This is a genomic window from Lysinibacillus piscis (genome assembly GCF_026012395.1).
Lineage (GTDB): Bacteria > Bacillota > Bacilli > Bacillales_A > Planococcaceae > Lysinibacillus > Lysinibacillus piscis.
In genome coordinates, this window is sequence record NZ_BRZA01000009.1 from 53,241 (window position 1) to 74,490 (window position 21,250).

17 protein-coding genes and 1 rRNA gene are annotated in these 21,250 nt (G+C 38.8%); all 18 read left to right on the plus strand.

What is annotated here, in order from left to right; translation table 11 throughout:
- Positions 1-427 precede the first annotated feature (427 nt).
- Positions 428-2,800, plus strand: coding sequence for a SpoIIE family protein phosphatase (locus tag OPF91_RS18025; protein ID WP_264990322.1), 2,373 nt, complete (start codon positions 428-430; stop codon positions 2,798-2,800).
- Positions 2,801-2,833: 33 nt separating this feature from the next.
- Positions 2,834-4,231, plus strand: a complete 1,398-nt coding sequence (gene tilS / locus OPF91_RS18030) for a tRNA lysidine(34) synthetase TilS (RefSeq protein ID WP_264990323.1) — start codon at positions 2,834-2,836, stop codon at positions 4,229-4,231.
- Between the two features lie 209 nt (positions 4,232-4,440).
- On the plus strand, positions 4,441-4,983 hold the full coding sequence (hpt, locus tag OPF91_RS18035) for a hypoxanthine phosphoribosyltransferase (protein WP_264990324.1): 543 nt from the start codon (positions 4,441-4,443) through the stop codon (positions 4,981-4,983).
- Positions 4,984-5,115: 132 nt separating this feature from the next.
- On the plus strand, positions 5,116-7,131 hold the full coding sequence (gene ftsH, locus OPF91_RS18040) for an ATP-dependent zinc metalloprotease FtsH (RefSeq protein WP_264990325.1): 2,016 nt from the start codon (positions 5,116-5,118) through the stop codon (positions 7,129-7,131).
- Positions 7,132-7,267: 136 nt separating this feature from the next.
- On the plus strand, positions 7,268-8,035 hold the full coding sequence (locus OPF91_RS18045; RefSeq protein WP_264990326.1) for a type III pantothenate kinase: 768 nt from the start codon (positions 7,268-7,270) through the stop codon (positions 8,033-8,035).
- Between the two features lie 21 nt (positions 8,036-8,056).
- On the plus strand, positions 8,057-8,938 hold the full coding sequence (gene hslO, locus OPF91_RS18050; RefSeq protein WP_264990327.1) for an Hsp33 family molecular chaperone HslO: 882 nt from the start codon (positions 8,057-8,059) through the stop codon (positions 8,936-8,938).
- The gene (locus OPF91_RS18055; protein ID WP_264990328.1) at positions 8,922-9,893 is read left to right on the plus strand and encodes a peptidyl-prolyl cis-trans isomerase; all 972 of its coding nucleotides are present in this window, start codon (positions 8,922-8,924) and stop codon (positions 9,891-9,893) included. Before hslO ends, OPF91_RS18055 begins: the two co-directional genes overlap by 17 nt.
- A 250-nt stretch (positions 9,894-10,143) precedes the next feature.
- Positions 10,144-11,073, plus strand: coding sequence for a cysteine synthase A (gene cysK, locus OPF91_RS18060; RefSeq protein WP_264990329.1), 930 nt, complete (start codon positions 10,144-10,146; stop codon positions 11,071-11,073).
- 321 nt (positions 11,074-11,394) lie between these two features.
- Positions 11,395-13,149: a methyl-accepting chemotaxis protein gene (locus OPF91_RS18065; protein WP_264990330.1), complete on the plus strand. Its 1,755-nt coding sequence runs from the start codon at positions 11,395-11,397 to the stop codon at positions 13,147-13,149.
- A gap of 157 nt (positions 13,150-13,306) precedes the next feature.
- Positions 13,307-14,716, plus strand: a complete 1,410-nt coding sequence (gene pabB / locus OPF91_RS18070; RefSeq protein ID WP_373877070.1) for an aminodeoxychorismate synthase, component I — start codon at positions 13,307-13,309, stop codon at positions 14,714-14,716.
- A complete protein-coding gene (pabA, locus tag OPF91_RS18075) occupies positions 14,713-15,294 on the plus strand; it encodes an aminodeoxychorismate/anthranilate synthase component II (RefSeq protein ID WP_264990331.1) in 582 nt (193 codons plus the stop codon). The genes pabB and pabA overlap by 4 nt, the downstream gene beginning before the upstream one ends.
- 1 nt (position 15,295) lies before the next feature.
- Positions 15,296-16,132: an aminodeoxychorismate lyase gene (gene pabC / locus OPF91_RS18080; protein WP_264990332.1), complete on the plus strand. Its 837-nt coding sequence runs from the start codon at positions 15,296-15,298 to the stop codon at positions 16,130-16,132.
- A 35-nt stretch (positions 16,133-16,167) separates the two neighbouring features.
- Entirely contained in the window at positions 16,168-17,022 is an 855-nt protein-coding gene (folP, locus tag OPF91_RS18085; protein ID WP_264990333.1) for a dihydropteroate synthase, read from the plus strand.
- On the plus strand, positions 17,022-17,390 hold the full coding sequence (gene folB, locus OPF91_RS18090) for a dihydroneopterin aldolase (RefSeq protein WP_264990334.1): 369 nt from the start codon (positions 17,022-17,024) through the stop codon (positions 17,388-17,390). Before folP ends, folB begins: the two co-directional genes overlap by 1 nt.
- A complete protein-coding gene (folK, locus tag OPF91_RS18095) occupies positions 17,387-17,884 on the plus strand; it encodes a 2-amino-4-hydroxy-6-hydroxymethyldihydropteridine diphosphokinase (protein WP_264990335.1) in 498 nt (165 codons plus the stop codon). Before folB ends, folK begins: the two co-directional genes overlap by 4 nt.
- A gap of 32 nt (positions 17,885-17,916) precedes the next feature.
- A complete protein-coding gene (gene dusB, locus OPF91_RS18100) occupies positions 17,917-18,933 on the plus strand; it encodes a tRNA dihydrouridine synthase DusB (protein WP_264990336.1) in 1,017 nt (338 codons plus the stop codon).
- A gap of 129 nt (positions 18,934-19,062) precedes the next feature.
- Positions 19,063-20,565 carry a lysine--tRNA ligase gene (gene lysS, locus OPF91_RS18105; protein ID WP_264990337.1) on the plus strand — a complete coding sequence of 501 codons (1,503 nt, stop codon included), beginning with the start codon at positions 19,063-19,065 and terminating at the stop codon, positions 20,563-20,565.
- 588 nt (positions 20,566-21,153) lie between these two features.
- Positions 21,154-21,250: ribosomal RNA gene (locus OPF91_RS18110) — 16S ribosomal RNA — on the plus strand; the annotation flags it as partial.

The following is a 21,250-nucleotide window of genomic DNA, read 5'->3' on the forward strand; positions in this document are numbered from 1 at the left end:
GGCGTTTATAGGAATCTGTGTAAACGCTTATCCAATCAACAACGTGCCACTAACATTTCATCTTCAGATTGAAATATGGGAATCGGTGTTTATGGTTACCAATAGAAAAATATACTGTACATATTTGACTGGCGTGTTTAAATGAAAAGCACTCATATCCATTTCAGATTTTTACATAGCATTTTGTCACAGCTTACTTTGAAAAATTCATGAAAAAACGTGTGAAATCTACATCATCAGAAAAGATACTCACTGAGAAAAATAAAAAAACCAGCTGAACACCATTTTCCTGATAAAATTTCTGCAACTTTCCCATATTATGCACAATTATTCGTCGAAAAAATTAAATTTCTTACTGTCACTATCAGACAATTTTTCTGTATAACTTTTTTTATAATGACCAAAAGTACAGAAAGGGGACTGACAAATGGCTAGTGTTGAGTGGTATGACACAGTAAATATGGACGAGCAGAAATGGGAGATAAAAAAAAGAAAATGGATGATAGGTGCCCTCTTTTTTGTTGCTGCGTTTTTTTTAGCACAATCAGTTGTTTTTGAAGCGGCAGTGCCTTTTGCTGTTCCTTTTTGGGCAGTTGTTCATGCTAAACATAAAAAGTATGCTGCGTTTGTTTTATATGGCGGGCTAATCGGCTGTTTTTTTCTTGGGCTTGGGCAAGTTGTAATTTTGCTACTACAAATACTGGCTTATGAATGTCTTACACGATGGCGTTATTTATCAATTCCACAAAGCGTAGCTGTTCCAATAGCTGTTTTATTAGTGCAACTACTATGGCAAAGTGTAACTTATCAGGGATTCCCACCGTTGCTTGTTCAATTTTACGTTGGCTGTGAGGTCGCTTTAGCATTAATTATGACATTATTTATGCAGCTGTTGTTTGCCAATGCCTATGAATGGTTTACAAGTCATTGGACATATGAAAAATTAGGAGCGGGGCTAGTCGTTTTTGCAGCCATGCTTACAGGAATGCAGGCTGTTGTCATCGGTTATTTTTCTCTCCCAATTTTTTTACTACAGCTGTTTATTTGTTTTGGCGCTATTGTTGGTAGTGTGCCACTTGCAACGGTTATTGGTGCTGTACTTGGTACATTGATAGGCATTGCAAAATTGTCTTTTACAGGAATGCTGTCTGTTGCAACATTGACAGGACTTTGTGCTGGTATTGGTGCTCGAGGAGGACGCGTTGGTATAGCCATCAGTAGTGTATTACCAAGCGTCTTTTTTTTATTTTATGATGCGACATTACCGTTAGATAGCGTGTATTTTATGTCCATCGCTATGGGGAGCATTGTATTTTTGGCAATCCCCTCAAAATATTCAAATAAAGTGAGAGACAAGCTTTTCCCACAGCGAGAGGAAGTGTTGCTTGCTCGTCAAAGCTGGCTGACGGATCATATTACGAACAGATTGGAGCATTTTCAGCATTTTGTGCAATTTATGAAAGAGCTTGTATTTGACCGCTTTATGATGGCACCTGTTGCAGCTACTAAAGATGTGTCCCCTATGACAACATGTGTGGGCTGCTTTCGTTATGAACGTTGTTGGGGAGCTAAAAATAATAGTATGGACAAGCATGTAACAGATTGGTTTCATATGAAAAGTATAGGCAAGGAATCAGCTATCCATCATGTAGAAGAACAAATTCGCTATAAATGTGTGAAGGCTGCTAAAATGTTTGAAGAACTAGAGGCGGAACGTTATAGGGAGCGCATTAATGGACAATATTTTCATGGTAAAAAAATGATTGCCCTGCAATTGCGAGATATGAGTCATCACCTTAATCAATTAATAGCGGAAATGAAGGAGGAGACGGTTACATTTGTTAGCATTGAAAAAGATATTATGCAGCAATTAGAAGCTGCTAATATTGAATGTTTTCAGCTAGATGTGTTGAGTAATCAGCCTGGTACACGGAAAATTGTTTGTGCACTGACACCAGCACGAGCTGATTGGGAGAGAGATACAGCGGTGGCGGAGCGCATGATTTTACCGATTTTGTATGATATTTTTTCAGAACCGTTTGAAATTGACAAAGTCGTGACATGTGATGTGCCATTTCACCATATTCAAGTGAGTTTTAGGTCAGCGATTAGCTTTGAAGTAGAGTATGATATATATAGTATGTCGAAGCATGAAACGCTATATTCGGGAGACTCACATGAATTGTTTCAGCTCCATCCTGGTTTGTTTGCTGTCTTGCTATCCGATGGTATGGGACAAAGTAAAGAAGCACAGCAAGAGAGTCGAAAGCTTATTCATTTAATGCGAGAATGCTTGAAGTATAATATGAATCCTGAAACAGCTATGCATACATTACATTATGTGATGTCATTGCAACAGCGAAATGATATGTATGCTACACTCGATTTTGCATTAATTGATTTACAGCATGGCGATTTATGGTCTTGGAAGGCTGGTGGGATGTCGACGTATATTGTAAGAGGGCAAGAGATTCTTAAAGTAGAAAGTAATGCAGCACCTGTTGGCTTTTTATCGATCTCCACGGTTGAAGCGGAGAAACGAAAGCTAAAGGCAGGCGATGTCATTTTAATGCACTCAGATGGGTTATTTTCGAATGTAGATGATTGGGATGAACAAGAGGATATGTTTTTGACATATGCACAGCAAGTAATTGGGACAAATAAGCCGATACAGGAAAAGTTAACGTTAATGATGCAGGCTTTTCAATCACACTATTCGATTGAAGACGATTGTACAGTGCTTATGTTAGAGGTGACACATGTTGTGCCGACTTGGGCTGTATTTAAGCCAACGTCATAAATGATGAACTAACGAAAAGGGGGGGAGAAGCGTTTGTCATTTGAAGTGAAGGTCAAACTATTTATTGAAGAAGAGCAATTACTACAGCAAGACGATCACCTTCTCATCGCCGTTTCGGGTGGTGTAGATTCCATGGCTTTATTACATTATTTTGTGATGATGCAGGAGCAATGGGGAGTAAAGATAGAAGCGATACACGTTGACCACATGCTAAGGGGAGAAGAGTCTGCCAAGGATAGAGATTTTGTACAGCAATATTGTGAGACACACCATATACCGTTACACGCAAAAGCCATTCCGATTCCCGCCATATTAGCAATGGAGAATGGTAATGTACAGTTTATTTGTCGACAGGAGCGCTATCGTTATTTTCAGGAAATGATGAGCAAGACAAATGCCAATAAGCTTGTAACTGCACATCATGCGGATGACCAACTGGAGTCAGTATTAATGGCATTGACAAAAAACGCTACAATGAATGCGATGCAAGGGATACGTGGAAAACGTGATTTTGCGGGAGGGTCATTAATTCGTCCGTTTTTAACGGTTACAAAATCTGAAATAAGGGCATATTTATCAAGACAAGGGTTAACATACCGAGAAGATGCTAGCAATGCAAAGGATGATTATGTACGCAATCGATTTAGGCATCATATCGTGCCATTGTTAGAGGCAGAAAATCCAAAAGTCACGGAACAAGTACACCATTTTACAAAATTTCTACAGGAAGATAATGAGTTATTAATGGCACTTGCTCAGGATGTATTTTCAAGAATCGTGACAGTAATAAATGGAAATACATATTGCGTCGAAATTGATGCACTACAATTAGAACCACTTGCTTTACAAAGAAGGTTCATTTTAATACTATTAAACTATCTTTACAAAGATTCAAACACAATACAAAGTTATGCTTTATTAAGCTCGATTTTGAAACTATGTGATACAACGACAGGATATGCTGAAGTTCATTTACCAGAGAATTTTATAGCTGTGCGTCGTTACGGTACGTTAACATTCCAAAAGAAGGCTTTAGTAGAAACAGCACAGTATGATCTTATCGTAAAGCCAGATGAGTGGATGGTGTTATCGAATCGTAAACGTATACGCTTAGTGGAGCGAGCGAATGTCTCACAGGCATTGCTAACAAATACAGCACAGCTTTTTTATTTTAATGCTAGCCAACTCAAACTTCCGCTTGTGATTAGAGCACGTAAGGAAGGGGACCGCATGCTGTTAAAAGGAATGGAGCAACCTAAACGTATATCCCGCCTTTTTATAGATGAAAAGATTCCTTTAAATGAGCGAAATAGCTGGCCGTTACTTGTATCTCAAGCAAACGAGGTTGTAGCGGTGATTGGTGTGCGTATGGGAATGTTTTTTTCAACTAGCCCGCAATCAGATGATGATACAGTACTCATCGTAGACTAAGGTTTTTGTCAAACATTTCACCTCAAGAGAGTAAAGATTTTGTGTCTTGATTCAGTGTTGCTTATTCTGTGTGAAAGCAGAGTGATGGGATGCTTGATGAACGAAGACAAAAGCCATGATAATTGGCACAGGTTTTGAAGTAATAGTGAGCTCGGCAAAATTTGGACGAGCGTTAGTTAAGCGTAGTTGATACACAAGGAGGAAACATTATGTTACAGAATGACATTGAAAAAATTATGATTACAGAGGAAGAATTACAAGAGCGTATTGCTGAGCTAGGAGCACAATTAACAGAGGAATATAAAGAAACGTATCCTCTAGCTGTTGGCGTGTTGAAAGGTGCACTACCATTTATGACAGACTTGATGAAACGCTTTGACTCGTTTGTTGAGTTAGATTTTATGGATGTATCAAGTTATGGAAATGCGACAGTATCATCTGGTGAGGTAAAAATTTTAAAAGATTTAAATACAAGCGTCGAGGGACGTGATGTGCTAATTATCGAGGATATTATCGATAGTGGCTTAACATTAAGCTATTTAGTAGATTTATTCAAATACCGTAAAGCTAAGTCCATTAAAATTGTGACATTATTAGATAAGCCATCGGGACGTAAAGTAGATTTATCAGCTGATTATGTTGGTTTCATAGTACCAGATGGCTTTGTTGTAGGATATGGCTTAGATTACGCAGAGAAGTATCGTAATTTACCGTATATTGGTATTTTGAAAAAGGAAGTATATTCATTTTAAGTGTTTGAATGGAATGTTAACGGATTGACGAAGAACGGAAAATATTTTCGATAGGGCTTTTCGTTGTATGATGAATTCATCCTATGTTAACATTTTACTTATAATTTTGTGTTTGCAATGAGGAGGCTGGAGATGAATCGGGTATTTCGATATATCATATTATACTCACTAATTTTCTTAGTGATTATCGGTATTTTTGGTACTTTTAGTAATGGTAAATCACCAACGAATGAACTAACTTATGCTGAATTTCAACAAGCTTTAGATAACAAAACAATCGTGGACGCTACAATTCAACCAGATAAGGAAGTATATGTAGTTAAAGGTAAACTGAAGGGATACGATAAAGGCGAAAGCTTTATTGCCAATGTTCCTCGTTATAACCAGTCCTTAATGGATCGTATTGATGAAGCGGCGAAAGAAAAAAATAGTAAAATTCGCTATTTAACAGCACCAGAAACAAGTGGATGGATTCAATTCTTCACAGGAATTATTCCTTTCATTATCATTATCTTCTTATTCTTCTTCTTGATGAGTCAATCACAAGGTGGCGGTAATAAAGTAATGAGCTTTGGTAAAAGTAAAGCGAAACTTTACGATGACCAAAAGAAAAAAGTGCGCTTTACAGATGTTGCGGGTGCAGATGAAGAAAAAGCAGAGCTTGTAGAGGTTGTCGAGTTTTTAAAAGATCATCGCAAGTTTACAGAGATTGGTGCACGTATTCCTAAAGGGATTTTACTTGTAGGTCCTCCAGGTACGGGTAAAACATTACTTGCACGAGCTGTAGCAGGTGAAGCAGGCGTTCCATTCTTCTCTATTTCAGGTTCTGACTTTGTGGAAATGTTCGTTGGTGTCGGTGCATCACGTGTTCGTGATTTATTTGAAACAGCGAAGAAAAATGCACCATGTATTATCTTTATCGATGAAATTGATGCAGTAGGTCGTCAACGTGGCGCAGGTCTTGGCGGTGGGCATGATGAGCGTGAACAAACATTAAACCAGTTGTTAGTTGAAATGGATGGCTTCGGAGCAAACGAAGGCATTATCATCATTGCTGCAACAAACCGACCAGATATTTTAGATAAAGCATTATTACGTCCAGGTCGTTTTGACCGTCAAATTACAGTAGGGCATCCTGATGTAAAAGGACGTGAAGCAATTCTGAAGGTACATGCACGCAATAAACCTTTATCAGATACAGTGGATTTAGCGGCTGTTGCCCAACGTACACCAGGCTTCTCTGGGGCGGATTTAGAAAACTTATTAAATGAAGCGGCACTTGTGGCAGCTCGAAAAAATAAACGCACTATTAATATGGCGGATATTGATGAAGCATCTGACCGTGTGATTGCAGGTCCTGCAAAAGCAAGTCGTGTGTACTCAGCAAAAGAGAAGAAATTAGTATCCTTCCATGAGGCTGGTCACGTAGTTGTTGGCTTAGAATTAGACGAAGCCGACACAGTGCATAAAGTAACAATCGTACCACGTGGTCAAGCAGGTGGATATGCGATTATGTTGCCGAAGGAAGAGCGTTTCTTTACAACGAAACAAGAATTATTGGATCGTATTGCAGGACTTCTTGGTGGACGTGTAGCAGAGGAGATTGTACTTGGTGAAGTATCCACTGGTGCACATAATGACTTCCAAAAAGTAACGAGTATTGCACGTGCAATGGTAACAGAATACGGTATGAGCGAAAATCTTGGTGCAATGCAATTTGGCTCAAGCCAAGGTGGAAATGTATTCCTTGGACGTGATTTTAACTCAGATCAAAACTATTCGGATTCTATTGCATATGAGATTGATAAAGAAATGCAAAAAATTATTGATACACAATATGAACGCACAAGACGTATTTTAACGGAAAATCGTGGCTTACTTGATTTGATTGCGAATACGTTGATGGAAAAAGAAACGTTGAATGCGCAAGAAATTGAGCATTTACGTGACCATGGCGTTTTACCTGAACCAGAGGCAGTTGTAGAGACAGAGACTGTACAATTAGCTAAAGGTGAAGCACAGCCAGTATTAGAAACAGTAGGTGAACCAGTAGTGCAGAAGGAACTGCTAAGTCAAGAGCCAAATCCAACTGTTGCTGATTTACCGAAAGAGGATACAGCACAAGGTATCGATGAAAAACGTGATTAACATGAAAAAGACTGTTTACGTTATGTAAACGGTCTTTTTTCTAAATTTAAGTTTTTCTTTGGTCACTCTATTTCCTAAAGTGTTGTTAGCCGTTGTATGATGAAAGTATATGTATAATGCTAGAGGGGTGTCAGCCATGATTTTAGTTTTGGATGTAGGAAATTCCAACATTGTGCTTGGTGTATATGATGAAAAAGAACAATTAGCATTTCATTGGCGCATGGTGACAGACCTTCGAAAAACAGAGGATGAATATGCGATGCAAGTGCTCACTTTTTTTCAGCATGCAGGCATTTCATTTGAACAAATTACAGGAATTATTATATCCTCGGTTGTACCACCAATTATGTTTTCATTGGAAGCAATGTGTCGGAAGTATTTTCATAAAAAGCCACTTATCGTAGGGCCAGGTGTCAAAACGGGGTTAAATATTAAGTACGAAAGCCCACGAGATGTTGGAGCAGATAGAATTGTCAATGCTATCGCCGCTTTAGATGCTTACCAAGCACCACTCATTATCGTAGATTTCGGTACAGCGACCACCTATTGCTACTTAAATGAAAAAGGTGACTATATGGGGGGAGCGATTGCACCAGGGATTACAATTTCAACAGAGGCACTTTATACACAAGCTGCCCGCTTGCCGCGTGTTGAAATATTGCGTCCAGCGCAAGTTGTTGGTAAAACAACTGTTTCTGCGATGCAGGCAGGTATTTTTTATGGTTTTGTAGGACAAGTTGAAGGTATCGTCAATCGTATGAAGGCACAAAGTAAAGTGGAACCATTAGTTATCGCTACTGGTGGGTTAGCGAATTTAATTGCAGGAGAGACACAGGCAATCGATGTAGTCGATCCATTTTTAACATTAAAGGGTTTATATCATTTGTATAAACGCAATCAGTGAGAAATGAGGGAAATTTTAGTTATGGCAGATTATTTAGTAAGAGGTTTAGGGTTTAATGGACAAGTGCGTGTCATTGCAGCTTGTACAACAGATACAGTAGGAGAAGCACAGCGCCGCCATAATACATGGCCTGTTGTATCAGCTGCTCTTGGTCGTTCAATGACAGCTGGTGTCATGATGGGGGCGATGCTAAAAGGTGAGGAGAAAATCACAGTCAAAGTGGAAGGGAACGGTCCAATTGGTCCAATCGTGGTAGATAGCAATGCCAAAGGAGAAGTGCGTGGCTTTGTGACAAATCCACATGTACACTTTGATTTAAATGAGCAAGGCAAATTAGATGTGCGTGCGGGTGTAGGAACTGAGGGTGCATTAACAGTTGTCAAAGACCTTGGCTTACGTGATATGTTTTCAGGACAAACACCGATTATTTCTGGTGAAATTGCAGAAGATTTTACTTATTATTTTGCCACATCTGAGCAAGTGCCTTCATCAGTAGGATTAGGTGTCTTAGTGAATCCTGATAATACGATTTTGGCAGCAGGTGGTTTTATTCTGCAATTATTGCCAGGCTGTGAAGAAGAAACAATCGATGAAATTGAAAAACATCTTGCAACAATTGAGCCTGTATCAAAAATGATTGAAAAAGGCTTTACACCAGAGCAAATTTTAGAGGCTGTACTCGGAGAAGGTCGTGTACAAATTTTAGATTCACAACCAGTTATGTTTAAATGTCAATGTTCAAGAGAGCGATTTGGTGCCGCAATTTTAGGGTTGGGGGTAGCGGAAATCCAAGAGATGATTGATGAAGATGGCGGAGCAGAGGCACAATGCCATTTCTGTTTAGAAACATATCAGTTTACACAAGAAGATTTAGAAGGGTTCATTCATGAGCTCAACGCGTAATAGGCGACCTAAAGTAACAGCAACAACTACCCCAACACCTTTATCCCAACGTCGTTTAAAAACAAAGCCTGCCCTGATTGTGATGATGATTTTATTGTTAGGGAATATCGCATGGGTGATTGTATGGTTACTCCCAGACAAAGATCAAGATATCGGTAATAAAGAGCAGGTAGCGGCTATAGACGGAGAAATCATTACACGACAAGCATGGATGAATGCCATGGAAGAACGTTATGGGAAAGAAACATTACAAAATTTAGTGAATGAATCTGTCATGGAAAAAGCAGCGAAAGAATATAATATAACGGTTACGGATAAAGAAATTGACTTAGAGCTTGCCTTAATGCGCTCTGCACAGGATAAATTCGATACAACATTACAAAATCTTTCGTCCAAGCAATTACGACAAAAAATTCGCTCACAGCTTATTTTAGATAAAGTGTTAACGAAGGATATTGTGATAAAAGAGGAAAGTACAAAAGCATACTATGAGGAAAATCAAGCCTTATACAATACAGAAACAAGCTATCGCACAAATTTTATTGAAGTCAAATCTAAAAAAGAAGCAGAAGAGGCTTTAAAAGAGCTACAAAATAAATCTGATTTTCAAGTGTTAGCACGAGAGGTTTCAGTGGATAGTGCCTCTGCTAGTTTAGGTGGAGATATTGGTTTCATTACAGAGCAGCAAGAAAACCTAGATGCGGCTATTATTAAAGCGGTGAAGGCATTAAAGGCGAAGGAAATTAGTAAAACATTTAAACTAGCAAATGGTCATTACGGCATTGTCCAAGTACAGGAAGTGCTTGAAAGACAATCTTTTACATATGAAGATGTGAAAGAACATATCGAACGTGAATTGGCGCTAGAACAATTACCTCAATCCGTTACACCAGAATCGTTTTGGTCTGAATTTAAAGCGACTTGGTATTATGGAGATGGAAAAAATGCAGAATAACAAGACAATGGGACAAAGCAAAAGCTGAATCATTTTTAGAAGAATCCAAGCTATTACGAAACATGAATGAAAATTTCGTAGGATAGTTTGGATTTTTCTTTTTTGGTTGGGTTTTCTCCATCAAATGCAAAAAATTTAAATACAATGATATTGATGCATAATTAATGATTGACAACTGTGAGAAGAAATTGGTAAAATACAAAGTAAGAAAAACCTATAAAAATAGTCGGGATTAGGAGTGAATTGATTAATGAGTAAATTAGCAAATTCTGTAGCTGAATTAGTAGGTAAAACACCGATTGTGAAGTTAAATAACGTAACAGGTGAAAATGAAGGTAATGTTTATGTAAAATTAGAATATTTTAACCCAGGTAGCTCAGTTAAAGACCGTTTAGCATTAGCGATGATTGAAGCGGCTGAAAAAAATGGTACATTAAAGCCAGGCGGTACAATTATTGAGCCTACTTCTGGTAATACAGGTATTGGTCTTGCGATGATTGCAGCAGCTAAAGGATACAAAACAATTTTAGTAATGCCTGAAACAATGAGCTTAGAGCGTCGTAACCTATTACGTGCATATGGTGCAGAGCTTGTCTTAACACCAGGACCAGCAGGTATGAAGGGTGCTATTGCTAAAGCGGAAGAATTATCAGCTGAACATGGCTATTTCTTACCACAGCAATTTAAAAATGAAGCGAATGCTGAAATTCACCGTTTAACAACAGGCCCTGAAATTGTAGAAGCATTTGATGGCTTACAATTAGATGCATTTGTAGCGGGTGTTGGAACTGGTGGTACAATTACAGGTGCAGGTGCTGTCTTAAAAGAAAAGTACCCATCAATTGAAATTATCGCTGTTGAACCAAAAGATTCACCAGTGCTTTCTGGCGGCCAACCAGGACCACACAAAATCCAAGGAATTGGTGCAGGCTTCGTACCTTCTGTATTAGATACAGCTATTTACTCTTCAGTATTCCAAGTAGAAAATGAAACAGCTTTCGAGGTAGCTCGTAAAGTAGCACGCGAAGAAGGCGTTTTATGTGGTATTTCTTCAGGTGCAGCAATTTATGCAGCGATTGAAACAGCGAAACGTTTAGGAAAAGATGCAAATGTTTTAGCAATCGTTCCTTCAAACGGTGAACGTTACTTATCTACACCTCTATATCAATTTGAAGACTAATTAATGCAAATTAAAAAGTCAGCTTACGCCAAAGGAATTGGTGTAAGCTGGCTTTTCTTAATGTGATAGCATAATGTCCCATTGATTAGATAGTAGAAGTGTACGGTACATTTATCATTTCCACTAGAAGACACCCACTTCAAGTGTTTGCTAAGTGAGATTCGTTCGAAAAAATACATAATGAAACATTAAATTTCCGTGGTCATATTATTATCCATGCTTTACAATTAAAGTGAGAGTATTTAGGCAAAAATAACCAGCTTATAACATTAAATGGAGATATCAGGAATGCCTATTTTGAACTGAAGGGTGGAGATGTTAATGAAGCAAATTTCAATACGTACTAAGTTAGGGGCATTATTAATTATTCCTGTTATGATTTTGACGATTGCATTCGCAATTAGTGTCATGTTTAGTAAAGATGTAAGAGATGAGCTGAAGCAATTAATTTTCGATAAAGTATACAGTGCACAAACCAATTTAATTGAAGCAGATCGGGATTTATATCAGGCAAATTTAGCAATTATTCAAATGGTTGAAAGCGACACAGAAAAGGATTTAAAAGCTAGTCTGGCAGATTATAAGGAGAATGTAGGACAAATAACAGATAGAGTACAAACTTCCCAACAACTACTGCAAGAGTTAGAGGTATATAAAACGTTAGGGCATGAGATATCTGGCAACACAATGGAACAAAATTATATAGCGTTCCAAGAGAATTTTGAGCGCTGGCAAAGTGGAATGACAGCGATTATAAAAAAAGCTGAGACAATGGATGCCACACAAAGACAAGAGTTGTTTACAGATATTAAGGAAGCCGATAAAACGTTTGCTACAGCACGTAATAATTTAGATGAATTAGAACAGTTGATTGATACAAATGCCAAACAATCTTTAGTAGCGTTAGACGATATTTATAAGCAAGGAAACACATGGCTATTAGTGGGTATTTCTATTGTTATCCTTCTAGTTGTGATAATAGGTATATTTGTTGTGCGAGGGATTGTGCGAGCGATTCAAGCGATTATGAATGAGACGGAAAAAATTGCGTATGGCGACCTTACAGGGAAAAATATTCAACTACATCGACAGGATGAATTCGGTAAACTAGAGGCATCGGTTAATACAATGAAAAATAATTTACGTGCATTAGTAAAATCTGTTGATGATGCGACAGGTGGTGTGGTTGAATCGTCGAATGTTGTTAGTGCGGCCGTTGAGGAAACAACTGTATCGATTGACAATGTAGCAAAAACACTTCAATCCATGGCAAAGAGTGCTACACAAGGAGCAAGAGATGCAGAAACAACTAATGACAGGGTACATGAGGTGTCCCATCAAGTGGAACTCGTGACACAGTATACAACGAGCATGATTAGTCAATCAAAAGATGCGACAGCGGCAAGTGAAAAAGGTATGGCGCAAGTCCAACAGCTTCGTGAAACAGCCAATGCGTCCAATCAAGTATTAGTAGATGTAAATCATGTTATCAATGAACTGTTGTCAAAGGTAACGAATATTGAAGGTGTTATCGATGTGATTACAGGTATTGCCGAGCAAACAAATTTGTTAGCGTTAAATGCGAGTATCGAGGCAGCTAGAGCTGGAGAACATGGCAAGGGCTTTGCGGTTGTAGCAGATGAGGTACGGAAATTGGCTGAAGCCTCTGCCAATGCCACAACGAAAATACGTGATATGATACAGCTTATGTTAAATGAATCATCGAACGCTTCGAGTGCTCTTGAACGAACATTGGACATTTCACAACGTCAAGAACAGGTAACAATCGAAACAGAGAAAGTATTTACATCTATTCAAAGCTCCATTGATACAATTATGGGGTCGATTCATGAAGTATCACAGGGCATGCAGAATATTATGCTGTTACAGGGTGAAACGGCGATAGCAATCGAAAGCATGACAGCTATTACTGAGCAAACAGCTACAACAACAGATGAGGTGTCAGCTTCAGCTAATGAACAAAGTAAAGCGATTGAAAGTGTTGCACGTACAGCAGATGAATTACAAGTGTTAAGCAAAGAGCTTCAAGGCTTGCTGAACCGTTTTTCTTATTAATGTGACATCTCACATAATCAGCCTATAAAAATTTGATTTTTTAGGGCATCCATGGTTTTTATCATGGATGTCTATTTTTTTGATAAAAATATTCACTTCTATAGGTGATTCACGTTAAGATGGAATCACATCACATGATTTAAAGGGGAATGGCAACTTGAGTACATTATTGACGAAAACAATGACAATGGATGCAGAAGCTTTTTTTTATAGTTATCAGCAACAAACAAAGAATGAACAACGACATATATTTTTAGAAAGTGGCCGTGGTGGGCATTTGACGATGGCTGCTTGGAACCCATTTGCTACTGCACAATCCGTTGAAGAGGGATTGCTGATTGAATGGCGTAATGGAGAGTCGGAACTACTACAGGGAGAGCCACTCGATTTATTGGAACGCTTAGTAGCCAATTATCAACTGCCTCATGATGCCAAACTTCCTACTTTTCAAGGAGGAGCAATGGGCTTCGTCTCGTATGACTATGCGAGACAAATTGAGACATTGCCGACTGTGGCAGTAGACGATTTACAAGTGCCTGATATTTATTTCTATTTATTTGATTGCTGGGCTGTTCGAGATGTTAAAACAGATGAAGTGACATTGATGAAGCTAGCTAGTAGTGAGCAAAATTTAGAGGAATGGGCACAGGAGTGGCAAGAGGCTGCAAAGGCTGGCTTACAAACTAGAAAATTTGAACAGACTGATGCAGTAGAAATTGTTAATGATGAAAATGAGCTACATGTGTCCTTTGCAGGAACAGATTTTGAGGCAGCTGTCATAAAAATTCAAGAGTACATTGCACAGGGAGATGTATTCCAAGTAAATTTATCTGTTCGCCAATCCAAGCAATTACAGGCAACAGCGATGGACCTGTATGAGGCACTGCGCACATTTAATCCATCCCCATATATGGCATATATTGAAGCACCCGATTTTGCAGTTGTTTCAGGTTCACCAGAGCTATTAGTAAAGCGTCATGGCAATGAGTTGTCAACAAGACCGATTGCAGGTACACGTCCACGTGGAAAATCCGAGGCGGAGGATTTAGCGTTGGCACAGGAGTTAATCGATAATGACAAGGAACGAGCAGAACATGTCATGCTTGTGGATTTGGAGCGCAATGATTTAGGGCGTGTTTCAGCATATGGCACAGTGGAAGTGGATGAATTTATGGTGATTGAACGTTATTCACATGTTATGCACATTGTGTCCAATGTAAGAGGTGAAGTCGCAGCAGGCAAAACAAATGCAGATGTGATTCGTGCAATGTTCCCAGGTGGCACAATTACAGGTGCACCTAAAATTCGTACAATGGAAATTATCGAGGAGCTAGAGCCTGTGAGACGTGGTTTATATACGGGTTCGATTGGTTGGCTAGGTTATACAGGTGATATGGAATTGAACATTGTGATTCGTACAGCCTTTGTGAAAGATAGCATCGCTCATATTCAAGCTGGCGCTGGTATTGTTATTGATTCTGTACCAGCAAAGGAATATCAAGAATCGTTGAATAAAGCGAAGGCAATGTGGCAGGCGAAAGCAATGGCAGAGGAGCGAGCAAAATGATTTTAATGATTGATAACTATGATTCTTTTGCATACAATCTTGTTCAATATTTTGGCGAATTTGGACATGAGTTGGTAGTAAAACGTAATGATACGATAACGATAGAGGAGATTGAGCAGCTTGCACCTGATATGATTGTTATTTCGCCAGGACCATGCAGTCCAAATGAGGCTGGAGAGAGCCTAGCAATTATTAAATATTTCGCGGGAAATATTCCGATTTTAGGCGTCTGTCTTGGACACCAAGCGATTGCACAAGTGTTTGGTGGCAATGTCATTCGTGCAGAGCGTTTAATGCATGGAAAAACATCACCAGTCTTACATGCGGAAATGGGTTTACACAGAGGGATGCCAAATCCATTTGCAGCAACAAGGTATCATTCTCTAATAGTAGAAAAAGAAACATTACCAGAATGCTTTGATATCACATCTTGGACAGCGGAAGGTGAAATTATGGGGATTCGCCATAAAGAGTATCCAATTGAAGGTGTACAGTATCACCCTGAGTCCATTATGACGGAGCAAGGGAAAAAGTTGCTACGTCAATTTATCGAATTGTATGTGGATGGAGGAAAATAGTATGCAGAGCTGGATAAATGGACAATATGTTGCAGCACAGGATTTGCGTATTTCCCCCTTCGATCATGGCTTTCTCTATGGTTTAGGATTTTTTGAGACGTTTAGAACTTACAATGGGCACGTATTTGCTTGGCAGGTACATATGGAGAGACTACAACAGGCATTGACACAGTATCGTATTCGTATGCCCTATTCAGAAGCTGTGTTGTTACAAGTGATTGAGCGGTTGAATGCTGGGCAAGATGGTTATTTCCGTTTAAATGTGTCTGCTGGAGAGCACCCAATTGGTTTACAGCCGACTGAATATCGAGAGCCAAATGTGATTATTTTCCGTAAAGAACTTCACAATCCATCACGTGGTACAGAGAAATTAGCTCAATGGTTAGAAACAGCTCGTAACACACCTGAAAAAGGTATACGTGTTAAGTCGCATCATTACGGTAATAATGTGTTAGGACGTTTTGAAATGCCGTCTTTAGCACAGCAGGAAGGCTTTTTTCTGACAGAAGCAGGCTATGTAGCAGAAGGCATTACATCCAATATTTTTTGGGTGAAAGACAATGTTCTTTATACGTCATCCATAGAGACAGGGATTTTACCTGGTATTATTCGTGCATGGGTAATCGAGCGAGCCTCTTCTTTTGGTATTGAGGTAAGAGAGGGACTTTATACAAAACAGGATGTGGAGCAAAGTGTGGAATGTTTTATTACGAATTCGGTGCAAGAGCTCGTACCTATTCGACAATTAGCATCCACTCAATTTTTAGGTAATGAAGGACCGATATATGCACGTTTACATGCAGCCTATATAGATGAGGTAGAGCGAGGCATAAAGTGAATCTTCCATTCGTATTGGATAAAAGGAGTATCAGTATGTTAGAAAATTATACAACACCATTAACAATCAATGGCATCACATTAGATTACACAAAAGAAACAATCATTATGGGTATTTTAAATGTGACACCTGATTCATTTTCGGATGGTGGGAAGTTCAATTCCATAGAAGCCGCAGTTGCACAGGCGAAGAAAATGGTAGCGGATGGTGCAAAAATTATTGATGTAGGTGGCGAGTCTACACGTCCTGGTCATAAGCAAGTATCTGAGGAAGAGGAAATTGCACGTGTTGTACCTGTTATTCAAGCACTTGCAGCAGCGATTCCAGCGATTATTTCGATTGATACCTATAAGGCGAATGTGGCACGTGCAGCTATTAAGGCGGGTGCACATATGATTAATGATGTATGGGGAGCAAAAGCCGAACCTAAAATAGCGCAAGTTGCTGCAGAATTACATGTGCCGATTATTTTAATGCATAATCGTGAAAATATGGACTATGGAACGGATTTTTGGACAACAGTGAAGGCTGATTTAGAAGAAAGTATTGCTATTGCGAAAAAGAAGGGTGTGCCAGCGCAGCATATCATCCTCGATCCAGGGATTGGTTTTGCGAAAACGACAACACAAAATATTGAAATGATGCGGCATTTAACGGACTTAGTAGCGATGGGGTATCCTGTTTTATTGGCTACTTCTCGTAAATCTATGATTGGCAATGTACTCAAATTACCAGTCGAGGAACGTCTTGAAGGGACGATGGCGACAGTTATTTATGGGATTGAAAAAGGCTGTCATATGATTCGTGTGCATGATGTAAAGGAAATGGCTCGTGCAACACAAATGGCAGATGTGTTAGCTGGGAAGCGCATTTACAAGGAGGAAGTATGATGGATTATATTCATTTAAAAGATATGCAGTTTTACGGTTATCATGGTGTACTTGCTGCGGAAACAACACTTGGTCAACGATTTCGTGCAAATGTATCACTGGCGGTGGATATGACACAGGCTGGTGAAACGGATGATTTAACATACACGGTTAATTATGCGGAAGTGTATGCGCTATGTCGTGACATCGTGGAAGGTGAACCATTGAAGCTAATTGAAGCACTTGCTGTGAAAGTTGCCAATGCAGTTTTAACAACCTATGCAGATAAGGTAAAAGGTGTACGTGTGGAATTAATTAAGCCTGATCCACCGATTCATGGCTATTATAAGGAAGTTTCTGTTGAAGTGACACGAGGTGACTTTTCATGATGAATGATGTTTATTTATCGATTGGCACAAATATAGGTGAACGTATGGACAATCTACAACAAGCTGTCAATCTTTTGAAAGAGAAAGTGGATGTTGTGCGTGTGTCCTCGGTCTATGAAACGGCTGCTGTTGGTTATACAGAGCAAGCAAATTTTTTTAATATTGCCGTACATGTACAAACGAATCATTCATCTGAAGACACACTACTTATTTGTCAAAAAATTGAACAAGAATTAGGACGTGTACGTGAATTCAGATGGGGGCCTCGAATCATTGACCTTGACATTTTGCTCTATAATCATGAGAATATTGAAACGGAGAGTTTAATCGTACCTCATCCGAGAATGTATGAACGAGCTTTCGTGTTAGTACCATTAGCGGAAATAACGCCGTCACCAGTTGGCTCACAATTACAGCAGGCCCATCATCTTTTGCAACAGATGGATTGTGAAAATGAAGGAGTCGCATTGGTGGAAGGCGTGAAAGTCGTTTAATTATACAAAAATCAAAAAAGGAGGAACTTCTGTTGGAGCAACCTACAAAGAAGCCATTTCAAATAGCCGATATTGTTATGGACAACCGTGTCGTATTAGCACCTATGGCTGGTATTTGTAATTCGGCCTTTCGTCTAACCGTGAAAGAGTTCGGTGCAGGGCTTGTTTATGCTGAAATGATTAGTGATAAAGGCATCGTACAGCGTAATGAAAAGACATTAGGTATGCTGTATATTGATGAGCGTGAAAATCCACTGTCTTTACAAATTTTTGGTGGAGACAAAGAAACGCTAGTAGAAGCAGCGCAATATGTAGATAAAAATACAACGGCAGATATTATTGATATTAATATGGGCTGTCCAGTAAATAAGATTATTAAATGTGAAGCAGGGGCTCGTTTATTATTAAATCCTGATAAAGTATACGAGATGGTAGCGTCTGTAGTAGATGCTGTGAAAAAGCCTGTAAGTGTGAAAATGCGTATTGGCTGGGATGATGAGCATGTTTTTGCGGTAGAAAATGCTCAAGCAGTCGAACGTGCAGGTGCAGCCGCAGTTGCTGTACATGGACGTACACGCGTTCAAATGTATGAAGGCAAGGCGAATTGGGATATCATTCGTCAAGTGAAGGAAAACGTCAATATTCCTGTACTTGGTAATGGTGATGTGGAAACACCTCAAGATGCCAAACGAATGCTGGATACAACAGGCGTTGATGCAGTGATGATTGGACGTGCAGCCTTAGGTAATCCATGGATGATTTATCGTACAGTGCATTATTTAGAAACAGGTGAATTGAAGGAAGAGCCAAGTGTACGTGAGAAAATGGATGTTTGCTTATTACACTTTGAGCGTTTAATTCAACTAAAGGGTGAAAAAGTAGCCGTTCGTGAAATGCGTAAACATGCTTCATGGTACTTAAAAGGTGTACGTGGTAATGGAAAAGTACGTAACGCCATCAACCAAACTGAAACAGCGGTAGAACTTCGTGCATTATTAAATGGGCTTGTAGAAGAGGCAGTGCCTGAAGTAGAGGAATTAATTGTTTAATTTAGAGTAGAAAGCGTCTCGAAGTTTTAATTAAGAGACGCTTATTTTCATTGAAACAGATGAATAGTATTTTAAAATTGTGTACAATAGAAATATTATGGACGTTGAACGCGGACAAGTTACTAAGGAGTGAAACAAGTGTCAAATATAGAAGAATTAAATGATCAATTGCTGGTAAGACGTGAGAAAATGGCGACAATTCGAGAAAATGGACTTGACCCATTCGGTAGTCGTTTTGAACGTACACATTTATCAACACAGGTATTAGAGCAATTTGAGGAGCAAACAAAAGAGCAACTAGAGGAAAACTTACAAGAGGTTGTAGTTGCAGGCCGTATTATGACAAAACGTGGTAAGGGTAAAGCTGGCTTTGCACATATCCAAGACTTAGGCGGTCAAATTCAAATTTATGTACGTCAAGATCATGTCGGTGACGAAGCATATGAATTGTTTAAGCAAGCGGATCTTGGTGATATTGTAGGTGTACGTGGGAATGTATTCCGTACACAAGTAGGAGAGCTTTCTGTTAAAGCAGAGGAATTTACGTTTCTTACAAAGGCTTTACGTCCAATGCCAGAGAAGTACCACGGCTTACAGGATGTTGAACAACGCTATCGTCAACGTTATTTAGACTTAATGACAAATGCAGATAGCAAGGAAACTTTTATTGCACGCTCTAAAATTATCCGTGCTATCCGTAATTATTTAGATAACCATGGCTATTTGGAAGTAGAAACACCAATGCTACACACAATTGCAGGTGGAGCAGCGGCACGTCCATTCATTACACACCATAATGCACTTGATATGGAATTGTATATGCGTATTGCGATTGAGCTACATTTAAAACGTTTAATTGTTGGTGGTTTAGAGAAAGTTTATGAAATTGGACGCGTATTCCGTAATGAAGGGATTTCAACACGTCATAATCCAGAATTTACGATGATTGAATTGTATGAAGCATATGCAGATTATAAGGATATTATGGATTTAACTGAAAACCTAATTGCACATGTGGCACAGGAAGTACTCGGTACAACAACCATCCAATACGGCGAAGACACAATTGAGTTAGCTGTGGGCTGGAAACGTATGCATATGGTTGATGCTGTAAAAGAGGCTACAGGTGTAGACTTCTGGCAACCAATGACAGTAGAACAAGCACGTGCATATGCAGCGGAGCATGGTGTAGAAATTAAAGATACACATGAAGTAGGACATATTATTAATGAATTCTTTGAGCAAAAAATTGAAGAAACATTAGTACAACCTACATTTATTACAGGTCATCCAGTGGAGATTTCGCCATTAGCAAAGAAAAATCCAGAAGATCCACGCTTCACGGACCGTTTCGAGCTATTTATTGTGCGTCGTGAACATGCGAATGCTTTTACAGAATTAAATGATCCAATTGACCAACGTGAACGCTTTGAAGCACAAATGGCTGAAAAAGCAGCGGGTAATGATGAAGCACATGAAATGGACAATGATTTCATCGAAGCGCTAGAATACGGTATGCCGCCAACAGGTGGTCTAGGTATTGGTATTGACCGTTTAGTAATGCTATTAACAAATGCACCATCTATTCGTGATATTTTACTATTCCCAACAATGCGTCATATAACAAAATAAGTAAAGCAAGGTACAGGGATATATTAGACAGGAGTTAATATGTGAAAGAGACATATTGACTCCTGTTGTTTATATGAAGGAAACAAGCATAAATTTTTAAATTAGAGTGAGTAAATAATGGGAGTATGAGAAGATATTTATAGTGATTCATAGGTTTTTCGGTTGAGATATGTGTAAAAGAGTTGTATAGTAGACAAATAATTTACTATTTCGTAAGGAGTAGAGAATGTAGATGCTTGAAAATGCATGAAAAATCTCCTTTAGTATTTATTATTCTTTAAAAGTGATTTTTCATAAAAAATACTTGCGTATGTGGATTTAATATGTTAAATTATTATATGTCGCTAAGACGTATTTGAAAAACTCTTAAACTATTCGAAATAGTGAAACATCGTTAAATTAAAACGAAAAAAGATGTTGACAATAAATGCAGTATGCGATAAGATATAAAAGTTGCTGTTGATAAGCAACTAAAACATGAACCTTGAAAACTGAACAAACAAAGCGTAATCAATAAAGTAAGACAATTTTGGACATCATACCAAAATATGATGCCGGCAATGAGATTTGAGCTATTCAAATTTCTCTTTTATGGAGAGTTTGATCCTGGCTCAGGACGAACGCTGGCGGCGTGCCTAATACATGCAAGTCGAGCGGACGAAGAAGGAGCTTGCTCCTTTGACGT